General features: G+C 32.0%; 14 protein-coding genes. 4 read left to right on the top strand and 10 right to left on the bottom strand.

Annotated features, from left to right (window positions below; all coding sequences use genetic code 11):
• Positions 1-4: 4 nt before the first annotated feature.
• The 3 genes from BM053_RS04275 to BM053_RS04265 all read right to left on the bottom strand — a co-directional run bounded on the left by BM053_RS04275 (position 5) and on the right by BM053_RS04265 (position 4,973).
• Positions 5-1,645 carry a M1 family metallopeptidase gene (locus tag BM053_RS04275; protein ID WP_091474390.1) on the bottom strand — a complete coding sequence of 547 codons (1,641 nt, stop codon included), beginning with the start codon at positions 1,643-1,645 and terminating at the stop codon, positions 5-7.
• Positions 1,646-1,734: 89 nt separating this feature from the next.
• Positions 1,735-3,300, bottom strand: a complete 1,566-nt coding sequence (locus BM053_RS04270) for a S41 family peptidase (protein WP_091474388.1) — start codon at positions 3,298-3,300, stop codon at positions 1,735-1,737.
• A 44-nt stretch (positions 3,301-3,344) separates the two neighbouring features.
• Entirely contained in the window at positions 3,345-4,973 is a 1,629-nt protein-coding gene (locus tag BM053_RS04265) for an acyl-CoA carboxylase subunit beta (RefSeq protein WP_091474386.1), read from the bottom strand.
• Between the two features lie 172 nt (positions 4,974-5,145).
• Here BM053_RS04265 and BM053_RS04260 point away from each other — a divergent pair, with 172 nt between their 5' ends.
• Together BM053_RS04260 and BM053_RS04255 are read left to right on the top strand one after the other, a co-directional pair.
• A complete protein-coding gene (locus BM053_RS04260) occupies positions 5,146-5,799 on the top strand; it encodes a DUF47 domain-containing protein (RefSeq protein WP_091474384.1) in 654 nt (217 codons plus the stop codon).
• 22 nt (positions 5,800-5,821) lie between these two features.
• The gene (locus BM053_RS04255; RefSeq protein ID WP_091474382.1) at positions 5,822-7,264 is read left to right on the top strand and encodes an inorganic phosphate transporter; all 1,443 of its coding nucleotides are present in this window, start codon (positions 5,822-5,824) and stop codon (positions 7,262-7,264) included.
• A gap of 145 nt (positions 7,265-7,409) precedes the next feature.
• Here the strand turns inward: BM053_RS04255 and BM053_RS04250 are convergent, their stop codons facing one another.
• From BM053_RS04250 to BM053_RS04240, 3 genes are all read right to left on the bottom strand, one after another.
• Positions 7,410-7,973, bottom strand: a complete 564-nt coding sequence (locus BM053_RS04250) for a hypothetical protein (protein ID WP_091474380.1) — start codon at positions 7,971-7,973, stop codon at positions 7,410-7,412.
• Positions 7,974-8,104: 131 nt separating this feature from the next.
• Positions 8,105-8,686, bottom strand: coding sequence for a dual specificity protein phosphatase family protein (locus tag BM053_RS04245; RefSeq protein WP_091474378.1), 582 nt, complete (start codon positions 8,684-8,686; stop codon positions 8,105-8,107).
• A 66-nt stretch (positions 8,687-8,752) separates the two neighbouring features.
• Positions 8,753-10,681: an LTA synthase family protein gene (locus BM053_RS04240; protein ID WP_091474376.1), complete on the bottom strand. Its 1,929-nt coding sequence runs from the start codon at positions 10,679-10,681 to the stop codon at positions 8,753-8,755.
• Between the two features lie 129 nt (positions 10,682-10,810).
• Here BM053_RS04240 and BM053_RS04235 point away from each other — a divergent pair, with 129 nt between their 5' ends.
• Positions 10,811-12,238, top strand: a complete 1,428-nt coding sequence (locus BM053_RS04235; RefSeq protein ID WP_091474374.1) for an L-serine ammonia-lyase — start codon at positions 10,811-10,813, stop codon at positions 12,236-12,238.
• 23 nt (positions 12,239-12,261) lie between these two features.
• Complete coding sequence (locus tag BM053_RS04230; protein WP_091474372.1) at positions 12,262-12,861, top strand: hypothetical protein; 600 nt, start codon at positions 12,262-12,264, stop codon at positions 12,859-12,861.
• Here the strand turns inward: BM053_RS04230 and BM053_RS04225 are convergent.
• The 4 genes from BM053_RS04225 to BM053_RS04210 all read right to left on the bottom strand — a co-directional run bounded on the left by BM053_RS04225 (position 12,850) and on the right by BM053_RS04210 (position 17,799).
• Positions 12,850-13,947 (bottom strand): porin, encoded by a 1,098-nt coding sequence (locus BM053_RS04225; protein ID WP_091474369.1) that lies wholly within the window; start codon positions 13,945-13,947, stop codon positions 12,850-12,852. The genes BM053_RS04230 and BM053_RS04225 overlap by 12 nt on opposite strands.
• Before the next feature lie 14 nt (positions 13,948-13,961).
• The gene (locus BM053_RS04220; RefSeq protein WP_091474367.1) at positions 13,962-15,896 is read right to left on the bottom strand and encodes a KUP/HAK/KT family potassium transporter; all 1,935 of its coding nucleotides are present in this window, start codon (positions 15,894-15,896) and stop codon (positions 13,962-13,964) included.
• Positions 15,897-16,004: 108 nt separating this feature from the next.
• Complete coding sequence (locus BM053_RS04215) at positions 16,005-16,694, bottom strand: response regulator (protein WP_091474365.1); 690 nt, start codon at positions 16,692-16,694, stop codon at positions 16,005-16,007.
• Entirely contained in the window at positions 16,687-17,799 is a 1,113-nt protein-coding gene (locus BM053_RS04210) for a sensor histidine kinase (protein ID WP_091474363.1), read from the bottom strand. The genes BM053_RS04215 and BM053_RS04210 overlap by 8 nt, the downstream gene beginning before the upstream one ends.
• Between the last annotated feature and the right edge of the window lies 1 nt (position 17,800).

Below are 17,800 nucleotides of genomic sequence, written 5' to 3'. Positions count from 1 at the left end.
TAATTTACAAACCACTTTTTACGTAAAATTTATCTTTTAAAACCTCGATTTGTGAAACATATTTCATTTCAAAAGGTAATTTTTGCCATTTGTTTGTAGCCATAAGTCTTATTTTTTTCTTTTTAAAAATAATATCTATTGGCATTTCAAAATTAGGCTCTTCAGTAATCCAAGCAAATTCGAACTGATCTTTAGTTCCGCTGCTTCTAAATTCTAATCTTGGAATCGTAGTATATCTGAGATATTGATTAAAAACGGATGTCAAATTGATTCCTGATTCTTGATTAAAAAAATCGATTACCGTTTTAGTATCAATAATTTGATGGCGGTATGTTTCAGAATATTTTAAGAGCATTTTCCACCATTTTTCATCATCATTTACAATGTGACGAATCGTGTTTATAAGCAATGCTCCTTTTGGATACATATCTCCACTACCCTCTTTATTTACACCATAATGTCCAATAATTGGTTGGTCGTTACTTATATTATCACCCAAACCATAGGCATATTTCATGGCTTTATCATAACCAAATTGGCATTCGGTAAAAACGATTTCTGAATATTGTGTAAATCCTTCGTGAATCCACATATCGGCAATATCCTTACTAGTAATACTGTTTCCAAACCATTCGTGGCCACTTTCGTGAATAATAATAAAATCGAAAAGCATTCCTATTCCTGTTCCTGACAAATCGTTTCCTAAATACCCTTTTAAGTACTGGTTTCCGTAAGCCACAGCACTTTGATGTTCCATACCTAAATACGGTGTTTCTACAAGTTTGTAACCATCTTCAGCAAATGGATATTTTCCAAATTTAGACTGAAAACAATCCATCATAGGTTTTACTTCTTCAAAATGCTTGCGGGCTTTTTCTTCATTTTCACGCAAAACATAATAATCTAAATCGAGTCCTTTATGATTGTCATGTATGTGAGCATAATCGGCAATATTTAAAGTAATATCATAAGTATTTATAGGATTTTTTACTTCCCAATCCCAACGTGTATATCCATTTTTTAAGTTTTCCGAACCTAATAATCTTCCGTTAGAAACATTCATCAATCCGTTAGGGACCGCTACTTTTATTGTTGCACCTAAATCTGGTTCATCACTTTGAGAATCTTTTACAGGATACCACAAACTGGCGCCAGTTCCTTGCACAGCAACACCTATCCATGGTTTTCCTTTTGAATCTTGATTAAAAACAAAGCCTCCGTCCCAAGGCGCTCTTTTTGCAATTATTGGTTTTCCTGAATAATAAAATCGGATTTTTTCTTGGCTTCCAACTTTTAAACTTTCGTTGAAAGTGATAAAAACAGCAATTTCATCACGTTTATAATTCAGTTTTTTGTTATTAAAAACAATGCTATCTATTTGCATATTCTCGAATAAATCGATTTGAATTTTATTGGTGTTCTCAACAACCTTGAAAGCAATATCGTTGTAACCTATTATTGTTTTTTCTGTTGGATTAACTTTGATATTCAAATCATAACGTTGCACATCGAAACAAGTTCTTTCTGGTCGCAAACCGCCTTGAAGCGTGTCACGGTGAGTAAAATTCTCTTTAGGGACAGTTAGTTGTGCCGAAACACTTTGAAATCCAAGCAATACAATCGAAGCTAGAAAAAGTTTTTTCATAAGAATATTAAATAAAAAATCTACTACGTAAAGTTAGTAGTAGATTTTATTTTCTTGGTTTATTTAAGTTTTATTTAACTGAATGTTAATTACTGCTTTGCTAAATCAGTTAAATTTTCGCTTTTAATATCGTTTAAAATCCAATCCAATTCAGGATCTCTGTTATTTATCCTATTCTCAAGTGTTGGCAAAATTTCTTTATCTGGGAAAATTCCCCTTCCTTCTACTTCTGTTTTATAAGCTGGAATACAAGCCATAAGTCCCATTCTGACATTAATTTTAGAGTTTGGCATCTCTACCATTGGCATTCTTCCTGCAACAGTTCCGTTATAGGCTCCGCCTGTTTCTTCTCCTACAAATATTGCTCTTTTTGAACCTTTCAAATTAGAAGAAATAATACTTGAGGCTGAAAAACTGCCTCCATTTATAAGTACATATACTTTTCCTTTGAAATTATTTGCATCTGGTTTCTTGGTTTTAGAACTTGCATATTTATAATATTTGTTATCTTCATTTTTATGAACCGAAAAATACATTAATGGATAATATCCGATAGCAAAAATTGTTTTTAGAATTTTAGTTGCAACGCCGCCACCTTTATAAAAATCGGCGTATAATAGGCTAGTTTTTTTAGTAACTAATGATTTTTCAACAAAATTAAAATCTTTATCGGTTAGATAAGTATATAGTTTTGCTATTTCATTCAGTCGTCCTCCACCGTTATTTCTTAAATCGATAATTAAAGTTTTGGTATTAAAATTTTTTATTTTTTGGAAACTTTGTTTGTAAAACTCTTCATAATCTCCTTCTTTAAATCCTTGAATTTTTATAATTGCAATGCTGCTATCTTTTTCTATAAATTTAAGATTTCGCATGTATTTTTTGCTTTTGGCTTCATAACCAAAAATGTCTTTCTTTTTTGCGATTGCTTTTTTTTGTTCTCTAGTAAGAACTATTTTTGATTTTTTAATTTCGGTCGAATCTACTATTTGTCTTTTTATGACAATAGACTTTAATTCATTTTTAATCTTAAAATCATATTTTATAGAATCTTTAGTATCATTATTTAAAGTGTACATCATTGAGAAACGTTGCCCCAAAAAGTTCTTTTTTAACGTTTGATTAAAACCGTCAGAAGTAAAGTTCTTTTTATAATCATCTAATAATATTGAAACATTTTTTCCATCGATAGAGACAATTTCACTTCCAACTTCAATTGATTTATTATTTGATTTATTTTTTACAACATATAATTTATCATTAAAAACCTCGTAATCAAATTGTGACAAAGGGTTTTCTCCACGTTTTTTTATGCTTTCAGTTTCTCTCTTGGTAAATTTTTTGGTTGTAGGAACTACAAACATATGTCCTTGTCGTACTTCGCAAATAACTGGCGCAATTTTTTGATAGAATTGAAAACTCGTCATTGGTTTATTTATCGTAGTTTTTAAACTATCGAATTTAAAATCTAACTTTTCTTTTGAGATATACCAATATAATTTTGGATGTAAATCTTGTAACTTGTTGTAAATAAAATCAGTATCAGATTTTAAATCTTGTTCAGAAATTAAATCATTTAGGTGTTCATTATATTTTTTTATTGATGAACAACTTACAAAAAATAATATTGAGATTAGAAGAAGTACTTTTTTCATATATATATTCTACTTAATAATTGATTTAGTTATAAATTAAATTTCTAAACCTGAATTACTCCTAAATTAAACTGTTTCTCGATTGGTGCATGATTTGCTGCTTCGATTCCCATCGAAATCCAATTTCTAGTTTCTAAAGGATCTATAATTGCATCGGTCCATAAATGCGCCGCCGCATAATATGGAGAAACTTGCTCGTCGTAACGTGCTTTTATTTTATCAAAAAGTTCTTTTTCTTTGGCTTCATCTACAACTTCTCCTTTATTTTTTAAAGAAGCAGCTTCTATTTGTGCCAATACTTTTGCGGCTTGTGTTCCGCCCATAACGGCGAGTTCAGCACTTGGCCAAGCAAATATTAATCTTGGATCATACGCTTTTCCACACATGGCATAATTTCCTGCTCCGTAAGAGTTTCCAACAATTACAGTAAACTTCGGCACTACCGAATTAGATACTGCATTGACCATTTTGGCGCCATCTTTTATGATTCCTCCGTGTTCTGATTTACTTCCAACCATAAATCCTGTAACGTCTTGTACAAAAACCAATGGGATTTTCTTTTGGTTACAATTGGCAATAAAACGAGTCGCTTTATCGGCAGAATCTGAATAAATTGCGCCACCAAATTGCATTTCACCTTTGGCAGTTTTAACTACTTTACGCTGATTGGCAACAATTCCTACAGCCCAACCATCAATACGAGCATAAGCTGTGATTAATGTTTTTCCGTAATCGCCTTTGTATTCATCAAATTCAGAATTATCGACCATACGTTTTATAATTTCGTACATATCATATTGGTCTGCACGCGATTTTGGTATGATTCCAAATATTTCTTTTTCATCAAGAGCTGGTTTTTCAGACTTAACTCTGTTATAACCTGCTTTGTCGAAATCACCAATTTTCCCAACAATGCTTTTTATTCTGTCTAGAGCATCTTTATCGTCTTTTGCTTTATAATCGGTCACACCCGAAATTTCGCAATGTGTTGTGGCTCCACCTAATGTTTCATTATCGATAGTTTCTCCAATTGCTGCTTTTACTAAATAACTTCCTGCAAGGAAAATACTTCCCGTTTTATCTACAATCATAGCTTCGTCACTCATGATTGGCAAATAAGCACCACCAGCCACGCAACTTCCCATAACGGCAGCAATTTGGGTAATTCCCATACTGCTCATAATGGCATTGTTTCTAAAAATACGTCCAAAATGTTCTTTATCAGGAAAAATTTCGTCTTGCATTGGCAAATAAACTCCGGCTGAATCGACTAAATATATAATAGGAAGTCTATTTTCCATAGCGATTTCTTGCGCACGAAGATTCTTTTTTGCTGTTATTGGAAACCAAGCACCAGCTTTTACAGTGGCATCGTTAGCAACAACAATACATTGTTTTCCGGAAATATATCCCATCTTTACAACTACGCCACCAGATGGGCAACCGCCGTGTTCTTTGTACATTCCTTCTCCAACAAAAGCACCAATTTCGATGTTATTTTCGTTACTATCAAGTAAATAATCTATTCGTTCCCGAGCAGTCATTTTGCCTTCGGCATGTAGTTTTTGGATTCTTTTTTCGCCTCCGCCTAATTTCACTTTAGCAAAACGTTGTCTTAAATCAGATAATAAAAGTTTATTGTGGTCTTCGTTTTTGTTGAAGTTAATGTCCATTTTTGTAATATATAAATTGAAAAAGAAATAATAATTTTATGTGGCTAAAATACAAAATCAATTGTGAATTTAATCATTCAAATTTATTATATAATTGAAGATTATTTTTTAAGATTTAATGTTAACTTAACATTACATTATTACATTTGCAGCCTAATTAAAAAATAGCAAAATGGCTTTAAAAGATTTATTCCAATTTTTTGTACCAAAAGACAAAACCTTCTTTCCTTTATTTATAAAAGCTTCTAATGAATTATTTGCTTTATCAGAAAACCTGCATGAAGCTGTAAATATTAGTAAAGACGAAAAAAAGAACCGTATTGATTATTACAAACAAGTTGAATTGTTAGTTATTAGTATCGAAGAAACTACGCATAAAATGAATTTAGAATTGAGTAAAAACTTTATTACTCCTTTTGATAGAGAAGATATTCATTCATTAATTACTTCGATAAATGAAGTGGCAAACAATATTTATTCGGCTTCAAACAGAATGAAATTGTATAATGTTGGGAAGATTAATAAATCTATCAGAAAATTAACAGAAATTAATGTTGAGTCTTGTAACCACATAAATAATGCTGTTATTGAATTAAAAGATTTAAAAAATCTTGATAAAATAAATGACAGTGTAAAAAAGATATACAAATTAGAAAGTAAAGCCGATGTTATTTTTGACAAAGCAGTTGCTGATTTGTTTGAAAATGAGACCGATGTCATTAACATAATTAAATACAAAGAAGTTTTATCAGCATTGCATAATGCTACTGATAAATGTAGAAATGTTGCCAGAACACTTGAAGCAATTTCGGTAAAACACGCTTAATTAATTTATTAAAATTCTTCAAATGGAATTAACGTTACTTATTGTAATCATTGTTATTGCATTATTATTTGATTTGGTTAACGGTTTTCATGATGCAGCAAATTCTATCGCTACCGTTGTTTCTACAAAAGTTTTAACTCCTGGACAAGCCGTTGTTTGGGCAGCGTTTTTTAATGTACTTGCCTTCTGGATATTTGACATGAGCGTTGGAAATACGGTTGCAAAAACTGTAGATAATGGCGCCATAAATCTTTGGGTAATTCTCGCTGGACTAATTGCCGCAACTATTTGGAATTTATTAACCTGGAAATTAGGTATTCCATCATCATCATCACATACACTTATTGGAGGATTTGCTGGAGCAGCAATTGCTCACGCAGGTTTTAGTGTTGTAAATTCGGCAGAAATACTTAAAGTGGTTGCTTTTATTTTCTTAGCACCAATTATTGGAGGAATCATTTCCTACATCATTACCATCATCACAATACAAAGAAATCCTTATAAAAAAATTGGTTCATTTACGGTACTTTCCTTAGGTATTATGTATCTAATGAATCATATGGTAAATTATATGGATGTTAAACCTATTATGATGTGGATTGTAGCTGCTATGTTAGGCGTAATGATTCTGTTTTATATTTGGTATTATGTTGTTCATGGAAAAACCCAAACTGTTTTGAAAGAATCTAACATGTACAAAAAATTGCAATTACTATCATCAGCAGCGTTTTCTTTAGGACATGGTGGTGCCGATTCACAAAAAGTAATGGGTATTATTTGTGCTGCTTGTATGGTTTATGCCAACATTGCCAGAGAAAAAGGTGTTGAAAATACTATTGATAAAAATCTTCAAGTTACCGAATTAATGCAAATTGAATACGAATCTGCCGATGGTAAGAAAGAGAAATTTAAGCCAGAACACACAAACGGAGATAAAATATTTGTTTACACAAAAGGGAAAGATATCTTAGATGCAGCAACAAATCAAGTTATTTTTGAAGACAAAAAACTAAATGCAACTTATCCAGAATCGGCTCAATTTGCAGATTATATAGTTGATGGAAAACTAAAAGATGGCTACAAAGTTAAAACCAAAGTACATTCGGATTCGATGCCTTGGTGGATTGCATTTGGTTGTTACCTTATGATTGGTTTAGGAACATTAATGGGTGGTTGGAAAATTGTGAAAACAATGGGAACCAAAATCACAAAAGTAACACCGCTTGAAGGTGTTTGTGCAGAAACCGCAGGAGCGTTAACCTTATTTACAGTTTCTAATATGGGAATTCCTGTTTCTACCACGCATACAATTACAGGTTCTATAATTGGTGTTGGTGCCACAAAACGATTGAGTGCTGTGCGTTGGGGAGTTACAATAAGTTTATTATGGGCTTGGGTTCTAACAATACCAGTTTCGGCAGCAATCGCAGCCATTGTATATTACATTACAACACTATTTGTATAAAATATTTTATTATAAAAGTAAAAAGGGAGAAATGTAAATTTCTCCCTTTTTTATGTTTTGAATTTGAGAGTATTTTACAAACAAAACCAAGTCTAGCAATCCCATAAAACCCCTCTTGTGCGCAGTTGTAATGCGATACTAGTTTTTAATTTGTTTTAAGAGGTTCAGTTAAAAAATATCCTTGAAAAAAACCTTCGTTTACAGAAGCTTGAAAGGTTTCACCAATTGAAAAAGAATCAAAATTCTTTGACCTTACCTTGTTCTTCAATTTTCCATTTTTCGAGTTGAAAATGATATAATAATCGGTTGACTTTCCGTGAGATATATTTTTATCTGTTACAATTAATTCAATCTTACTCACAGTATTACCTTTTAGCCAATAATTGAGGTTCATTTTTAATCCCATTACCAGAAGGAAATTCGAAAGAACTAAAATTATGAGATATGCAAAAACAGAAACTAATTTCTTCAATTTAGACTTAGGAAAATTAATATCAATTTTATTAATTCGTTTCAGTACTAAAATGATACTTAAATGAATAAAGCAAAAGGTTATTACGGTAATAATATCTATGCTAAAGTGTGAATCTAAATATATATCATCCAATGAAAATAGACCAATAATTAAAAATATGGCTGCTGTTACAAATGGTAGAGTTCCAATTATTGCAAAGAGGTCTTGGCGTTTAGATAAAGAAGTTTTTTTCATATTTTAAATTCATTTTAAAATCACACTCTTCTTGGAGGGTTTTCAGCAATTGCGGACAACTCATTAATTTGTCTAATTAATCAACCTTTCAAAATATTTAAAAGTCCAACTTAAATGGTTCAAAAAACATATTATTTCAATGAATCTTTTCTCGATTTGTAATGCATCAAGTATTCTCCTTTTGGTTTACCATCATCAAAAGAGCTGAATTTTATTAAGGTTCTTACATTATTTCTGGCTTCTTTGTTAGTGAAATTTTCGTACTCAATTCTGTAAATTGCAGAATACATTTCGGCACGACCAACACCGTGATAACAATGAATTAAGACTGGATAATTGGCTTTGTTATCCATGATTTTTAAAAATGAATTTACATTTTCTTGTGTAGGAACCTGATCTGAACCATTATTAAAATAGTTTACTCCTTTTATTTTTGCAATGGCTTCTTTTTCGGCAGTTAATTCTTGTGGAATTTCTGGATTATTAACTAAATCGGCAGTTCCTGGAAAACGCAAATCGACAATAGATTTTATATTATATTTCTTAACATAACTTGCTATTTCATCTGGCGGAATCACGCCCGATTTGTATACTTTCCCTTCGGTTATTGTTTCGAAATTATGATTTATATTCATATCATACACATACTTTCCTACAAATAGTAGTATGATAATACTTAACGTTATGACTATTTTTTTTATTTTAGAACTCATATAAAATCTGTTATTTTGTTGCAAATGTATAGCAAAATTTAAAAATGGAAGATAAAATTATGTTAACTAATTTGCTGTCAATTTTTTATCGATAATTCTTCTCATATAATCCTGAATAAAGGCTTTTGCCGAAATTTCGATTTTCTCAATTTCTTGATTTTTTACTTTCCCTATCAAATTACGTTCTAAACCCAAATCTGTTTTATCATATATTCCTACAATGTCTTTTCCATCGAAAGTACAAATATAATTTCCTTGCATAAACTGGTATTGTCCACCATTAAAATTGCAAACAAATGGTGGGATTTTTTTGTCTCCAACCAAGCTTCTTCCCCAACTTCTAAAGGGTTTCTGATAACCAATCATATCTAATATTGTAGGATAAATATCTATTTGTTGCGCAAAATCGGTATTAACACCTTTTAGATTGCTATTGGGTTTGTAAATTAAAATAGGAACTGCCGAACGGTTAACAATTTGATTATAAAAAGGATAATAGGTCTGATTGCAATGGTCGGCCGTGATTATAAAAATGGTATTGTTAAACCATGGTTGTTTTCTCGCCGATTCGAAGAATTTTTTGAAAGCAAAATCGGTATAACCAACCACGGTGTGCATAGGAATGGTTCCTTTTGGGAAAGTATCTTTGTATTTTGCTGGCGGAATAAACGGTTCGTGCGACGAAACTGTAAATATTGTACTAAAAAAAGGTGTCTTCTTTTTGTCTAATTCTTGTTTCATAAATTGCATAAACGGCTCGTCCCAAATTCCCCAAGAACCATCAAATTCTTTGTCGTTATTAAACTCTGTTCGTCCGTAATAATGGTCGAAACCTAAAATATTTCCGAAGCCTAAAAATCCCATTGAACCATTAGCTGCACCATGAAAAAATGACGTATCATAACCCAATTCCTGAAGCGTAGAAACTAATGATTGTATTTTTTGCTTCGGATATGGTGATGATGTAAATGCATCTCTAAATGACGGAATCCCAGCAATTACTGACGACATTCCGTGTATCGATTTGCTTCCGTTTGCAAAAGCATTGGTGAAAATTAAACTTTGTTGCGCTAACGAATCTATAAATGGTGTATAACTTTTGTAATCGGGAATCGCATAATTTTTATTAAATGAACCCAAATATTCTCTTCCCATACTTTCGGTAATAATAACGACAATATTGGGTTTTGTAAGAGGATTGTTTTTGTATTGTTTTATAGGCTGGATTGCATTATTTATTTGTTCTTCAGATACTAAATTAATCTTCTTAAAACTATTAGTTTTCATTGTTCTGATTAATGCAAATGGCGTATTTAAAACAATATCAGCATGTTGTGGTTTTGTAACATATCGGTTTGCATCAATCATATTAATAGGTCTGGTGCTTTTCTTAAAATCGCCACGAATCCCACCAATAGCAAGAGTTGCAATAATTAACAATCCAATTACAGAATATAAAAAGTATTTAATTTTATTAATATTAATGGGCAAATTTTCAACTTTTACTTTTTTGTACAGATAAATCCATAAGAATAATAGTATAAAAAATAATACATAAACATGCCAATAATCTACAATAAAACGAGAAAACAAACTACCTTTATTGGTCTCGTTTTTAGCAATATCTAGAATTGCAATCGTAGTTCTGGCATAAGTAAATCGGTAATAAATATAATCTATAAAATTCGTTGCATACGCGATAGCGTTAAAAAGGAAATAAATCCAAAAAAGGAAAATTTGGTATTTTTTTGAAGTATTTATCCAAAATGGAAGTATCGAAAGTAAAATAAACAATCCGTTTACATACAAAATCGCAGTCGTATCAAATACCAAACCATGATAAGCTAACAATATATATTCTGAAACAGAATCTACTTTTAGTAATTTATAATTGTATAAAAAGAAACCCAATCTGGCAATAGAATAAAACAAAAAAGCCAATAATATTCTATAAAATAAGGCTTTATATTCTTGAAATCTGAAAAATTTAGACATGCAAAATTAGGTTAAAAAGTATTTGTAAAAATAGAAAAATATAATGGCAAAGGAAGGATTTTAATATATAATTATTATTCTAACTTTATCAAACAAACCATATATTTGTAATACTAAAGAATCAGTTTTATGGAAGAGTGTATTTCAGTATTTGACATGTTAAAAATTGGCGTTGGTCCATCAAGTTCACACACGCTTGGGCCTTGGCGTGCTGCCGAAAGATTTTTAGCCGAATTAACTGAAAGAAAAATATTAGACAAAACCATTCGAGTTAAAGTCGATTTATACGGTTCTCTTTCGTTAACAGGAACTGGTCACGCAACCGATTTAGCCATAATGTTAGGACTTAGCGGACAAGATCCTGAATATATCCCGGTGCAAAATATTTCTGGAATTATAAAAAATATTGAAGACAAAAAGGAAATAAATTTGGGTAACAAGCAACTCATTCCATTTTATTTTTTGCAAGACATTGTTTTCAACAAGAACTTCCTTCCTTTTCATGCCAATGGCTTAACATTTACAGCATTTACTTCCGATGAAAAAGAATACCAATCGACCTTCTACTCTATCGGTGGTGGATTTGTGGTTAAAGAAGAACGAGCAAATGCTAAGAAAAAAATTGAAATAAAATGTGCTTTTCCTTATCCAATAAATCTAGCAGAAGAACTTTTGCAATATTGTATTAAGGAAAATAAAAAAATATCTGAAATCGTTTACGAAAACGAAAAATCGATGCGTTCTGAAGAACAAATTCACCATGAATTAATGCGAATTTGGAGCACTATGCTAGAGTGTATGCACATTGGTTGTCATAGTGAAGGGATTTTACCCGGCGGATTAAATGTAAGACGACGTGCATTCGATATGCATCAAAACCTAATCGGATTAGCCAATTATTCGAACCCACAAGAATGGCTGGAATGTATTAGAAAAACCGAAGTCAAATTTCGTCAAATCCTAAAATGGGTTTCTTGTTTTGCCCTTGCGGTAAATGAAGTAAATGCTTCGTTAGGACGAGTAGTAACAGCGCCTACCAACGGAAGTGCTGGCGTAATTCCTGCTGTTTTGATGTATTATTTAGTAATTGAAAACCATCAAGCTGGCGAAAAAGAAATCAAACAATTTTTGATGGTTGCTGGCGAAATAGGAAGTATTTTCAAAAAAGGAGCAACAATATCGGCTGCAATGGGCGGTTGTCAAGCTGAAATTGGTGTATCATCAGCCATGGCTGCGGCTGCACTTTGTGAACTCATGGGCGGAACTCCTGAACAAGTACTTATGGCGGCTGAAATTGCTATGGAACATCATTTGGGATTAACCTGTGACCCGATTGGTGGTTTGGTACAAATTCCGTGCATCGAAAGAAATACTATGGGAGCCATAAAAGCCATAAATGCTGCCGAATTAGCCTTAGAAACCGACCCAAAAAATGCCAAAGTTCCTTTAGACAAAGTGGTGAATACGATGTGGCAAACGGCTAAAGACATGAATAATAAATACAAAGAAACTTCCGAAGGTGGTCTTGCAATTGCTGTAAATATGGCAGATTGTTAGTCAATTTGAATAAACATTAAAAAATGAATATTGAGCAACAAACACCCCGAGAACTACTTCAACAATTTTACATTGATAATAATTTAGGATTAGATGGTGGTCAAAAAAGCTCTAGTGTAAAAATTGAATTGACTCCAAAGTTTAATATCTATTTTCCAAATTTTGATGCCCGCCGAAAAGCAGTAATGAAACACGACATTCATCATTTATTAACAGGATATGATACTTCTATTATTGGCGAAAGTGAAATTAGCACTTGGGAAATTGCCTCAGGATGTAAAAAATATTGGGCCGCTTTTTTAATCGATACTAGTGGTGTGATGGTTGGATTACCTTTCAATTTTCTACGAGTTTTGAGAGCATTCGCAAGAGGAAGAAGAACAAAAAATTTGTATTACGATATGTTTTCTAACGAAACAGCTCTGGATATGAAAATTTCCGAATTGCGTGAAATTTTAAATCTCAATCAAAAAAATATAGCTCCAAATTTAACGGATGTGATTTTATTCACCTTATTCATTTTCTTTGGAGCCATTTATTCTATTTTACTTTTGGTTACACTGCCTTTTTTGCTTTTATATTCAATTTATATAGAAATATCAAATCGAAAATTAGAACTGTAATGACAATGAAGTTGTTAAAGCTAAATTATCTTCTTTAAAAAATGTATTCCTTACAAAAATAGTCTCACTTGCATTTAAATATCGTGCTTCGAAACGAATTTTTGCCATTTTAAACGGAGCATAATCAAAGTTTAATGAACTTCCTGAAACTTCAAAAGGAGTAGCTGTTGCCAAAGGATTTACAATCACATTGTACTTGTCTGAATAATATTCTAATCGTAAGGAGCTGCTCCATTTTTCCGAAAGTTGATATTGCGAAATTAAAACCGGACTGTACCAAACAAAATATCCATTCGCTTTTTTAAATTTCTGTTGAAAACCGGCATCAAAACCAACCGTAAAATTCAGTTTATCTGTTGCTTTATATTGACAGTATAAATTATTGAAATAACGCATTTTTCTATCTGCATCTGGCGAATCAGATCCAATAAATGTACTCCAATTAAACACTACTTTATCCGATTTTTTATAGGTTAATTGTGTTCCTAAACTCAACAAACTATTTCCTTGTAATCTTCTAATTCGTTGCCAACCATTTAGTACTGAAACTGACATTAACCATTTTGAGGAAGGCTCATAAGTTAGTTTTGCACCTGTTAAAAAATAAGGAGAGTTTTCGGCTAAAATTGAACGAGTAAGATTTTGATTATTAGCCCCAATGGCACTTTCAAAACCAATATGGGAAGGCAAAATTCCAGCATCTAACCATAAATTATTTTTAAAATTTAAAGAAATTCCAACATTGGCTTCGTTAATTAATCGCAACTCTTCATCTTCAGCAGTATAATTATCAGAAACATAAGTTCCTGCTTGTAGTGCTAAATTGGCTCTGTATTTTGCATTCGAAACCGAAACTTTAACCAATCCTAAATTGATATTGAATTCATTGTGTCGGTTATAGGTATACAAAAATGGCTGACGAATTCCTATGTCTGTTTTATTAAAATCGTAACTATAATAAGTTTCAATACAACCCGAAAAGTCAATTTTAGGTTTTAAATTATTTATTGAATCTTGTGACCACATTTTTTGATTAAAAATCAAAAGAAATACGGAGAAAGTAGTAATGGCGGTTATTTTTCTCATACTGTAAAATTAATTTATTTTCTGTTTAATTCAAGATTTGTTGCTGGACTATAAATCATTGGTACATTTTCAATTTCGACATCGCTTTTATCTAAACCAAAGGCTTTTTCATCGGAAATAGAAAGTTTTTTTAACCAGAAATATGAAGTAAGCAACCAGCCATCTTTTAATTCAAAATCATTTTCAACTGATAAAAACTTTTCGATGATGATGAATTTGAAGTCGGGTTCAGCATTGTATTTAGTAGAACCATCAGGACGAATGTGCAAATTGAGCTCTTTTCTTTCCACCAATTCTTGAACGATTTTTTTAAAATATAATTCGACTTTGGGTTGTACTCTAAAGCCAAGATTCAGTATTACTTTGATGACTTTATCGTCTAAAATTTCGACTACTTCATAGTTTAAAGCAAATGGATCGTTGGTTCTGTTGATGTGTAAAAACCAGTAAACATCTGCTCTTTTAGGTTTTTTGGCAAAGATAGATTTCATGATTTTTTCTTCGATTTCATAGGTTTTATCAGCTTTGGATAGATAAATTAGATGTGTAGAATATTTTGGAATACTATCATCATCACTCAATTCGTTTAACATTGGCGTTTGTTCGACCAAATTGGTGAACTTTAAAAAACTATTGTTAATTTTTCTTGAATAATACCAAACATACATGACCATAAAAATGAATAATTCGAAGAAAAGAAACATCCATCTTTCTTTAATTTTAACCACATTGGCAATAAAAAATGACACTTCAATAATCGAGAAAATTAACAGTACAATTGCAACCCAACCAATTTTAATTTTCTTGATAAACACTAAATAGTACGATAGCAATAATGTCGTCATTAACATAGCAATCGTAATCGAAAATCCGTAGGCCGCTTCCATATGTGCCGAGTTTTTGAAATATAAAATCATCAATATACATCCAGCCCAAAGTATGGTATTTACAGATGGAATGTAAATCTGACCTTTTAAATTGGTTGGGTTTTTTAAAGCCACGCGAGGCCAAAAGTTGAGTGATATGGCTTCATTAATTAGAGTAAATGAACCACTGATTAACGCTTGAGAGGCAATAATCGCCGCCAATGTTGCAATCCCAATTCCAATGATTAAAAACCATTGCGGCATGATGGTGTAAAAAGGATTTTGTCCGTTCAGAAACTCATTTCCTTGATGCATCAACCAGGCACCCTGTCCTAAATAATTGGTTACCAAAGCTATTTTTACAAAAATCCAGGTAATACGAATATTTTCTTTTCCACAATGTCCTAAATCAGAATACAAAGCTTCCGCTCCTGTTGTACATAAAAACACAGCACCTAAAAGCCAAAACCCATTCGGATATTCGACCAATAATTTATACCCATACATTGGATTTAATGCTTTTAAAATATCTGGATGATGTACAATTTGCGAAAGTCCTAAAACCAACAACATCGTGAACCAAACCACCATCGCCGGACCGAAAATATAACCTACTTTTTGAGTTCCAAAACGTTGAAAAATAAACAATCCTGAAAGAATGGCAATCACAATGGGAATTGTTGGTAAATTGGGAACGATAGCTTCCAGTCCTTCTACAGCTGAGGCTACTGAAATAGGTGGCGTTATAATTCCGTCAGCCAATAAAGTGGTGGCTCCTAAGATGGTTGGAATGACTAACTTTCCTTTGCCAAAACGTTTGACTAAAGCATATAAAGAAAACACACCGCCTTCTCCTTGATTATCGGCAGAAAGTGTTAGAAAAACATATTTGAAAGTGGTTTGAAAAGTAAGCGTCCAAAACACGCAGGAAATTCCGCCGTAAACCAATAATTCGGTGATGGCTCTATCACCAATGATTGATTTCATTACATATAGTGGGCTGGTTCCAATATCGCCGTAAATAATTCCAAGAGCGACTAAAAGTGAAGCAGCACTGACTTTTTGGATGGTTGATGTATTCATTTTTATATTAATTTTAAATTTAATTTGTGTTCATTTTTGAGCATAGCAAAGCCTGATTACGATGAAAATGATATTCGCAATAGCAATTATTCGATATGTAAAGTTTGGTTATCCGGAATTGAATCGGTAGCCTACACCAGATTCGGTTAAAATATATTTAGGTCGGTTTGGATCTTCTTCTAGTTTCTTTCGAAGTTGGGCAACAAAAACCCTTAAGTATTGTGTTTGTTCAGAATAGCTTTGTCCCCAAATTTCTTTTAAAATGTATTGATGTGTTAAAACTCTTCCGTCGTTTTTTAATAATAAGGTGAGTAGAGAATATTCGGTAGCAGTGAGTTTGATGACTTCCTCTTTAACTTTGACCATTCTTGAAACAAAATCGACAGATACTGCACCAAATTGCATAATGGATTCATTTTTATTCTGACTCGTCTTGCCTCGCAATGCTGTTCTCATTCGCGCCAATAATTCTTGAGTTCTGAAAGGTTTTGTCAAATAATCATTGGCACCATGATCTAATGCTTTTACTATTTCCTCTTCCGCACTTTTAACCGTTAAAATGATGATTGGATTTTGAAACCATTCTCTCAATTTTACCAAAATTTCTTGTCCGTCTTCATCAGGCAAACCCAAATCTAACAGAATTAAATCAGGTTGATGACTTGCTGCCATTGTAATTCCTACTTTACCATCAATAGCAAAGAGTACTTTGTAATCGTTGGCTTCCAATGAAATTTCAAGTAGTTTTCGTATTTGAATTTCATCATCAATCACTAATATTGAAAAACCATTATTCATTTTCGAGAGAATTAATTGGTAAACAATCGACATTAAATTCAATGGTGAAAATAGCGCCACCATTTTCGGCATTTTTCAAACTAATGGTTCCATTTTGCGCTTGTACAAATCCTTTTACGATAGACAATCCCAATCCTGTACCTCCAGTTTTAGCACTTTTGAATCGGTAAAATTTATCAAAAGCACGATCTATTTCTCCATCGGGAAAACCATAACCATCATCGGTAATCATAATTATGCATTTTTTAATCAAATCGATATGGTTGTCGTAATCAGCATCGACTTCATATTGGGCTTTAATAGTAATATTAGCTCCTTTTGGCGTGTGTTGTGCGCAATTGTAAACCAAATTATAAATGATTTGTTCCATCAAACCATAATCTAATTTGAACAATGGCAAATTATCATCAATAAGGTAGTTAATTTTATGGTCTTTGGTTTCTTCTGTCAAGCGATTGCAAACATTGTAGATGATTTCTTTAACATCGCACCAGTCTAATTTTGGTTGAATATAACCAGATTCTAATCTAGACATGTTTAAGAGATTTTCAACTTGATAGTTGAGTTTCATCGAAGCTTTTTCAATTTCATTGTGCAATTTTTCTTGAGTTTCTATAGATAAATGGACATTTTTTTGCTGTAATGTATCTATCGAACCTAAAATAGCTGCAATGGGAGTTCGCAATTCATGAGAAAGGGAATCGAGAAGCGAATTATACAATTTCATCGTGCTCGCTCTAGTTTCAATGATATGAATGGCGCGTTGCATTCTTCTAAATTTGTTGGTCAAAACCGCATTAATCAAAGCTATGATAAAGAACATCATTAACAAAAATGTATCTTCGGCACTATCTATATGTAAAGTATAATAGGGTTTTATGAATAGAAAATTTAACGCCAAAGCGCTTAAAACCGCCCCCACTAAAACAGGTTTAATTTCTAAAAAAATAGCTAGTAACGAAACAACAACTAGCAATAAATAACCAACCACTTTATATTCGACAATATCTCTAACGAATAAACAAAGTAGCGATACAATAACTACAGAAAGTATACTTATAAGATACTGACTTTTAGGTTTTTTATATTTAATAATACTTTTCATT

The sequence above is a fragment of the Flavobacterium swingsii genome, assembly GCF_900111965.1.
In the GTDB taxonomy this organism is placed as follows: Bacteria; Bacteroidota; Bacteroidia; order Flavobacteriales; family Flavobacteriaceae; genus Flavobacterium; species Flavobacterium swingsii.
This window is presented reverse-complemented; position numbering and strand designations above follow the sequence as displayed.

What these genes read in the sequence shown, in the direction of transcription:
- BM053_RS04275 (WP_091474390.1), bottom strand. Translation starts at nt 1,645, where the DNA reads ATGAAAAAACTTTTTCTAGCTTCGATTGTATTGCTTGGATTTCAAAGT.
- BM053_RS04270 (WP_091474388.1), bottom strand. Translation starts at nt 3,300, where the DNA reads ATGAAAAAAGTACTTCTTCTAATCTCAATATTATTTTTTGTAAGTTGT.
- BM053_RS04265 (WP_091474386.1), bottom strand. Translation starts at nt 4,973, where the DNA reads ATGGACATTAACTTCAACAAAAACGAAGACCACAATAAACTTTTATTA.
- BM053_RS04260 (WP_091474384.1), top strand. Translation starts at nt 5,146, where the DNA reads ATGGCTTTAAAAGATTTATTCCAATTTTTTGTACCAAAAGACAAAACC.
- BM053_RS04255 (WP_091474382.1), top strand. Translation starts at nt 5,822, where the DNA reads ATGGAATTAACGTTACTTATTGTAATCATTGTTATTGCATTATTATTT.
- BM053_RS04250 (WP_091474380.1), bottom strand. Translation starts at nt 7,973, where the DNA reads ATGAAAAAAACTTCTTTATCTAAACGCCAAGACCTCTTTGCAATAATT.
- BM053_RS04245 (WP_091474378.1), bottom strand. Translation starts at nt 8,686, where the DNA reads ATGAGTTCTAAAATAAAAAAAATAGTCATAACGTTAAGTATTATCATA.
- BM053_RS04240 (WP_091474376.1), bottom strand. Translation starts at nt 10,681, where the DNA reads ATGTCTAAATTTTTCAGATTTCAAGAATATAAAGCCTTATTTTATAGA.
- BM053_RS04235 (WP_091474374.1), top strand. Translation starts at nt 10,811, where the DNA reads ATGGAAGAGTGTATTTCAGTATTTGACATGTTAAAAATTGGCGTTGGT.
- BM053_RS04230 (WP_091474372.1), top strand. Translation starts at nt 12,262, where the DNA reads ATGAATATTGAGCAACAAACACCCCGAGAACTACTTCAACAATTTTAC.
- BM053_RS04225 (WP_091474369.1), bottom strand. Translation starts at nt 13,947, where the DNA reads ATGAGAAAAATAACCGCCATTACTACTTTCTCCGTATTTCTTTTGATT.
- BM053_RS04220 (WP_091474367.1), bottom strand. Translation starts at nt 15,896, where the DNA reads ATGAATACATCAACCATCCAAAAAGTCAGTGCTGCTTCACTTTTAGTC.
- BM053_RS04215 (WP_091474365.1), bottom strand. Translation starts at nt 16,694, where the DNA reads ATGAATAATGGTTTTTCAATATTAGTGATTGATGATGAAATTCAAATA.
- BM053_RS04210 (WP_091474363.1), bottom strand. Translation starts at nt 17,799, where the DNA reads ATGAAAAGTATTATTAAATATAAAAAACCTAAAAGTCAGTATCTTATA.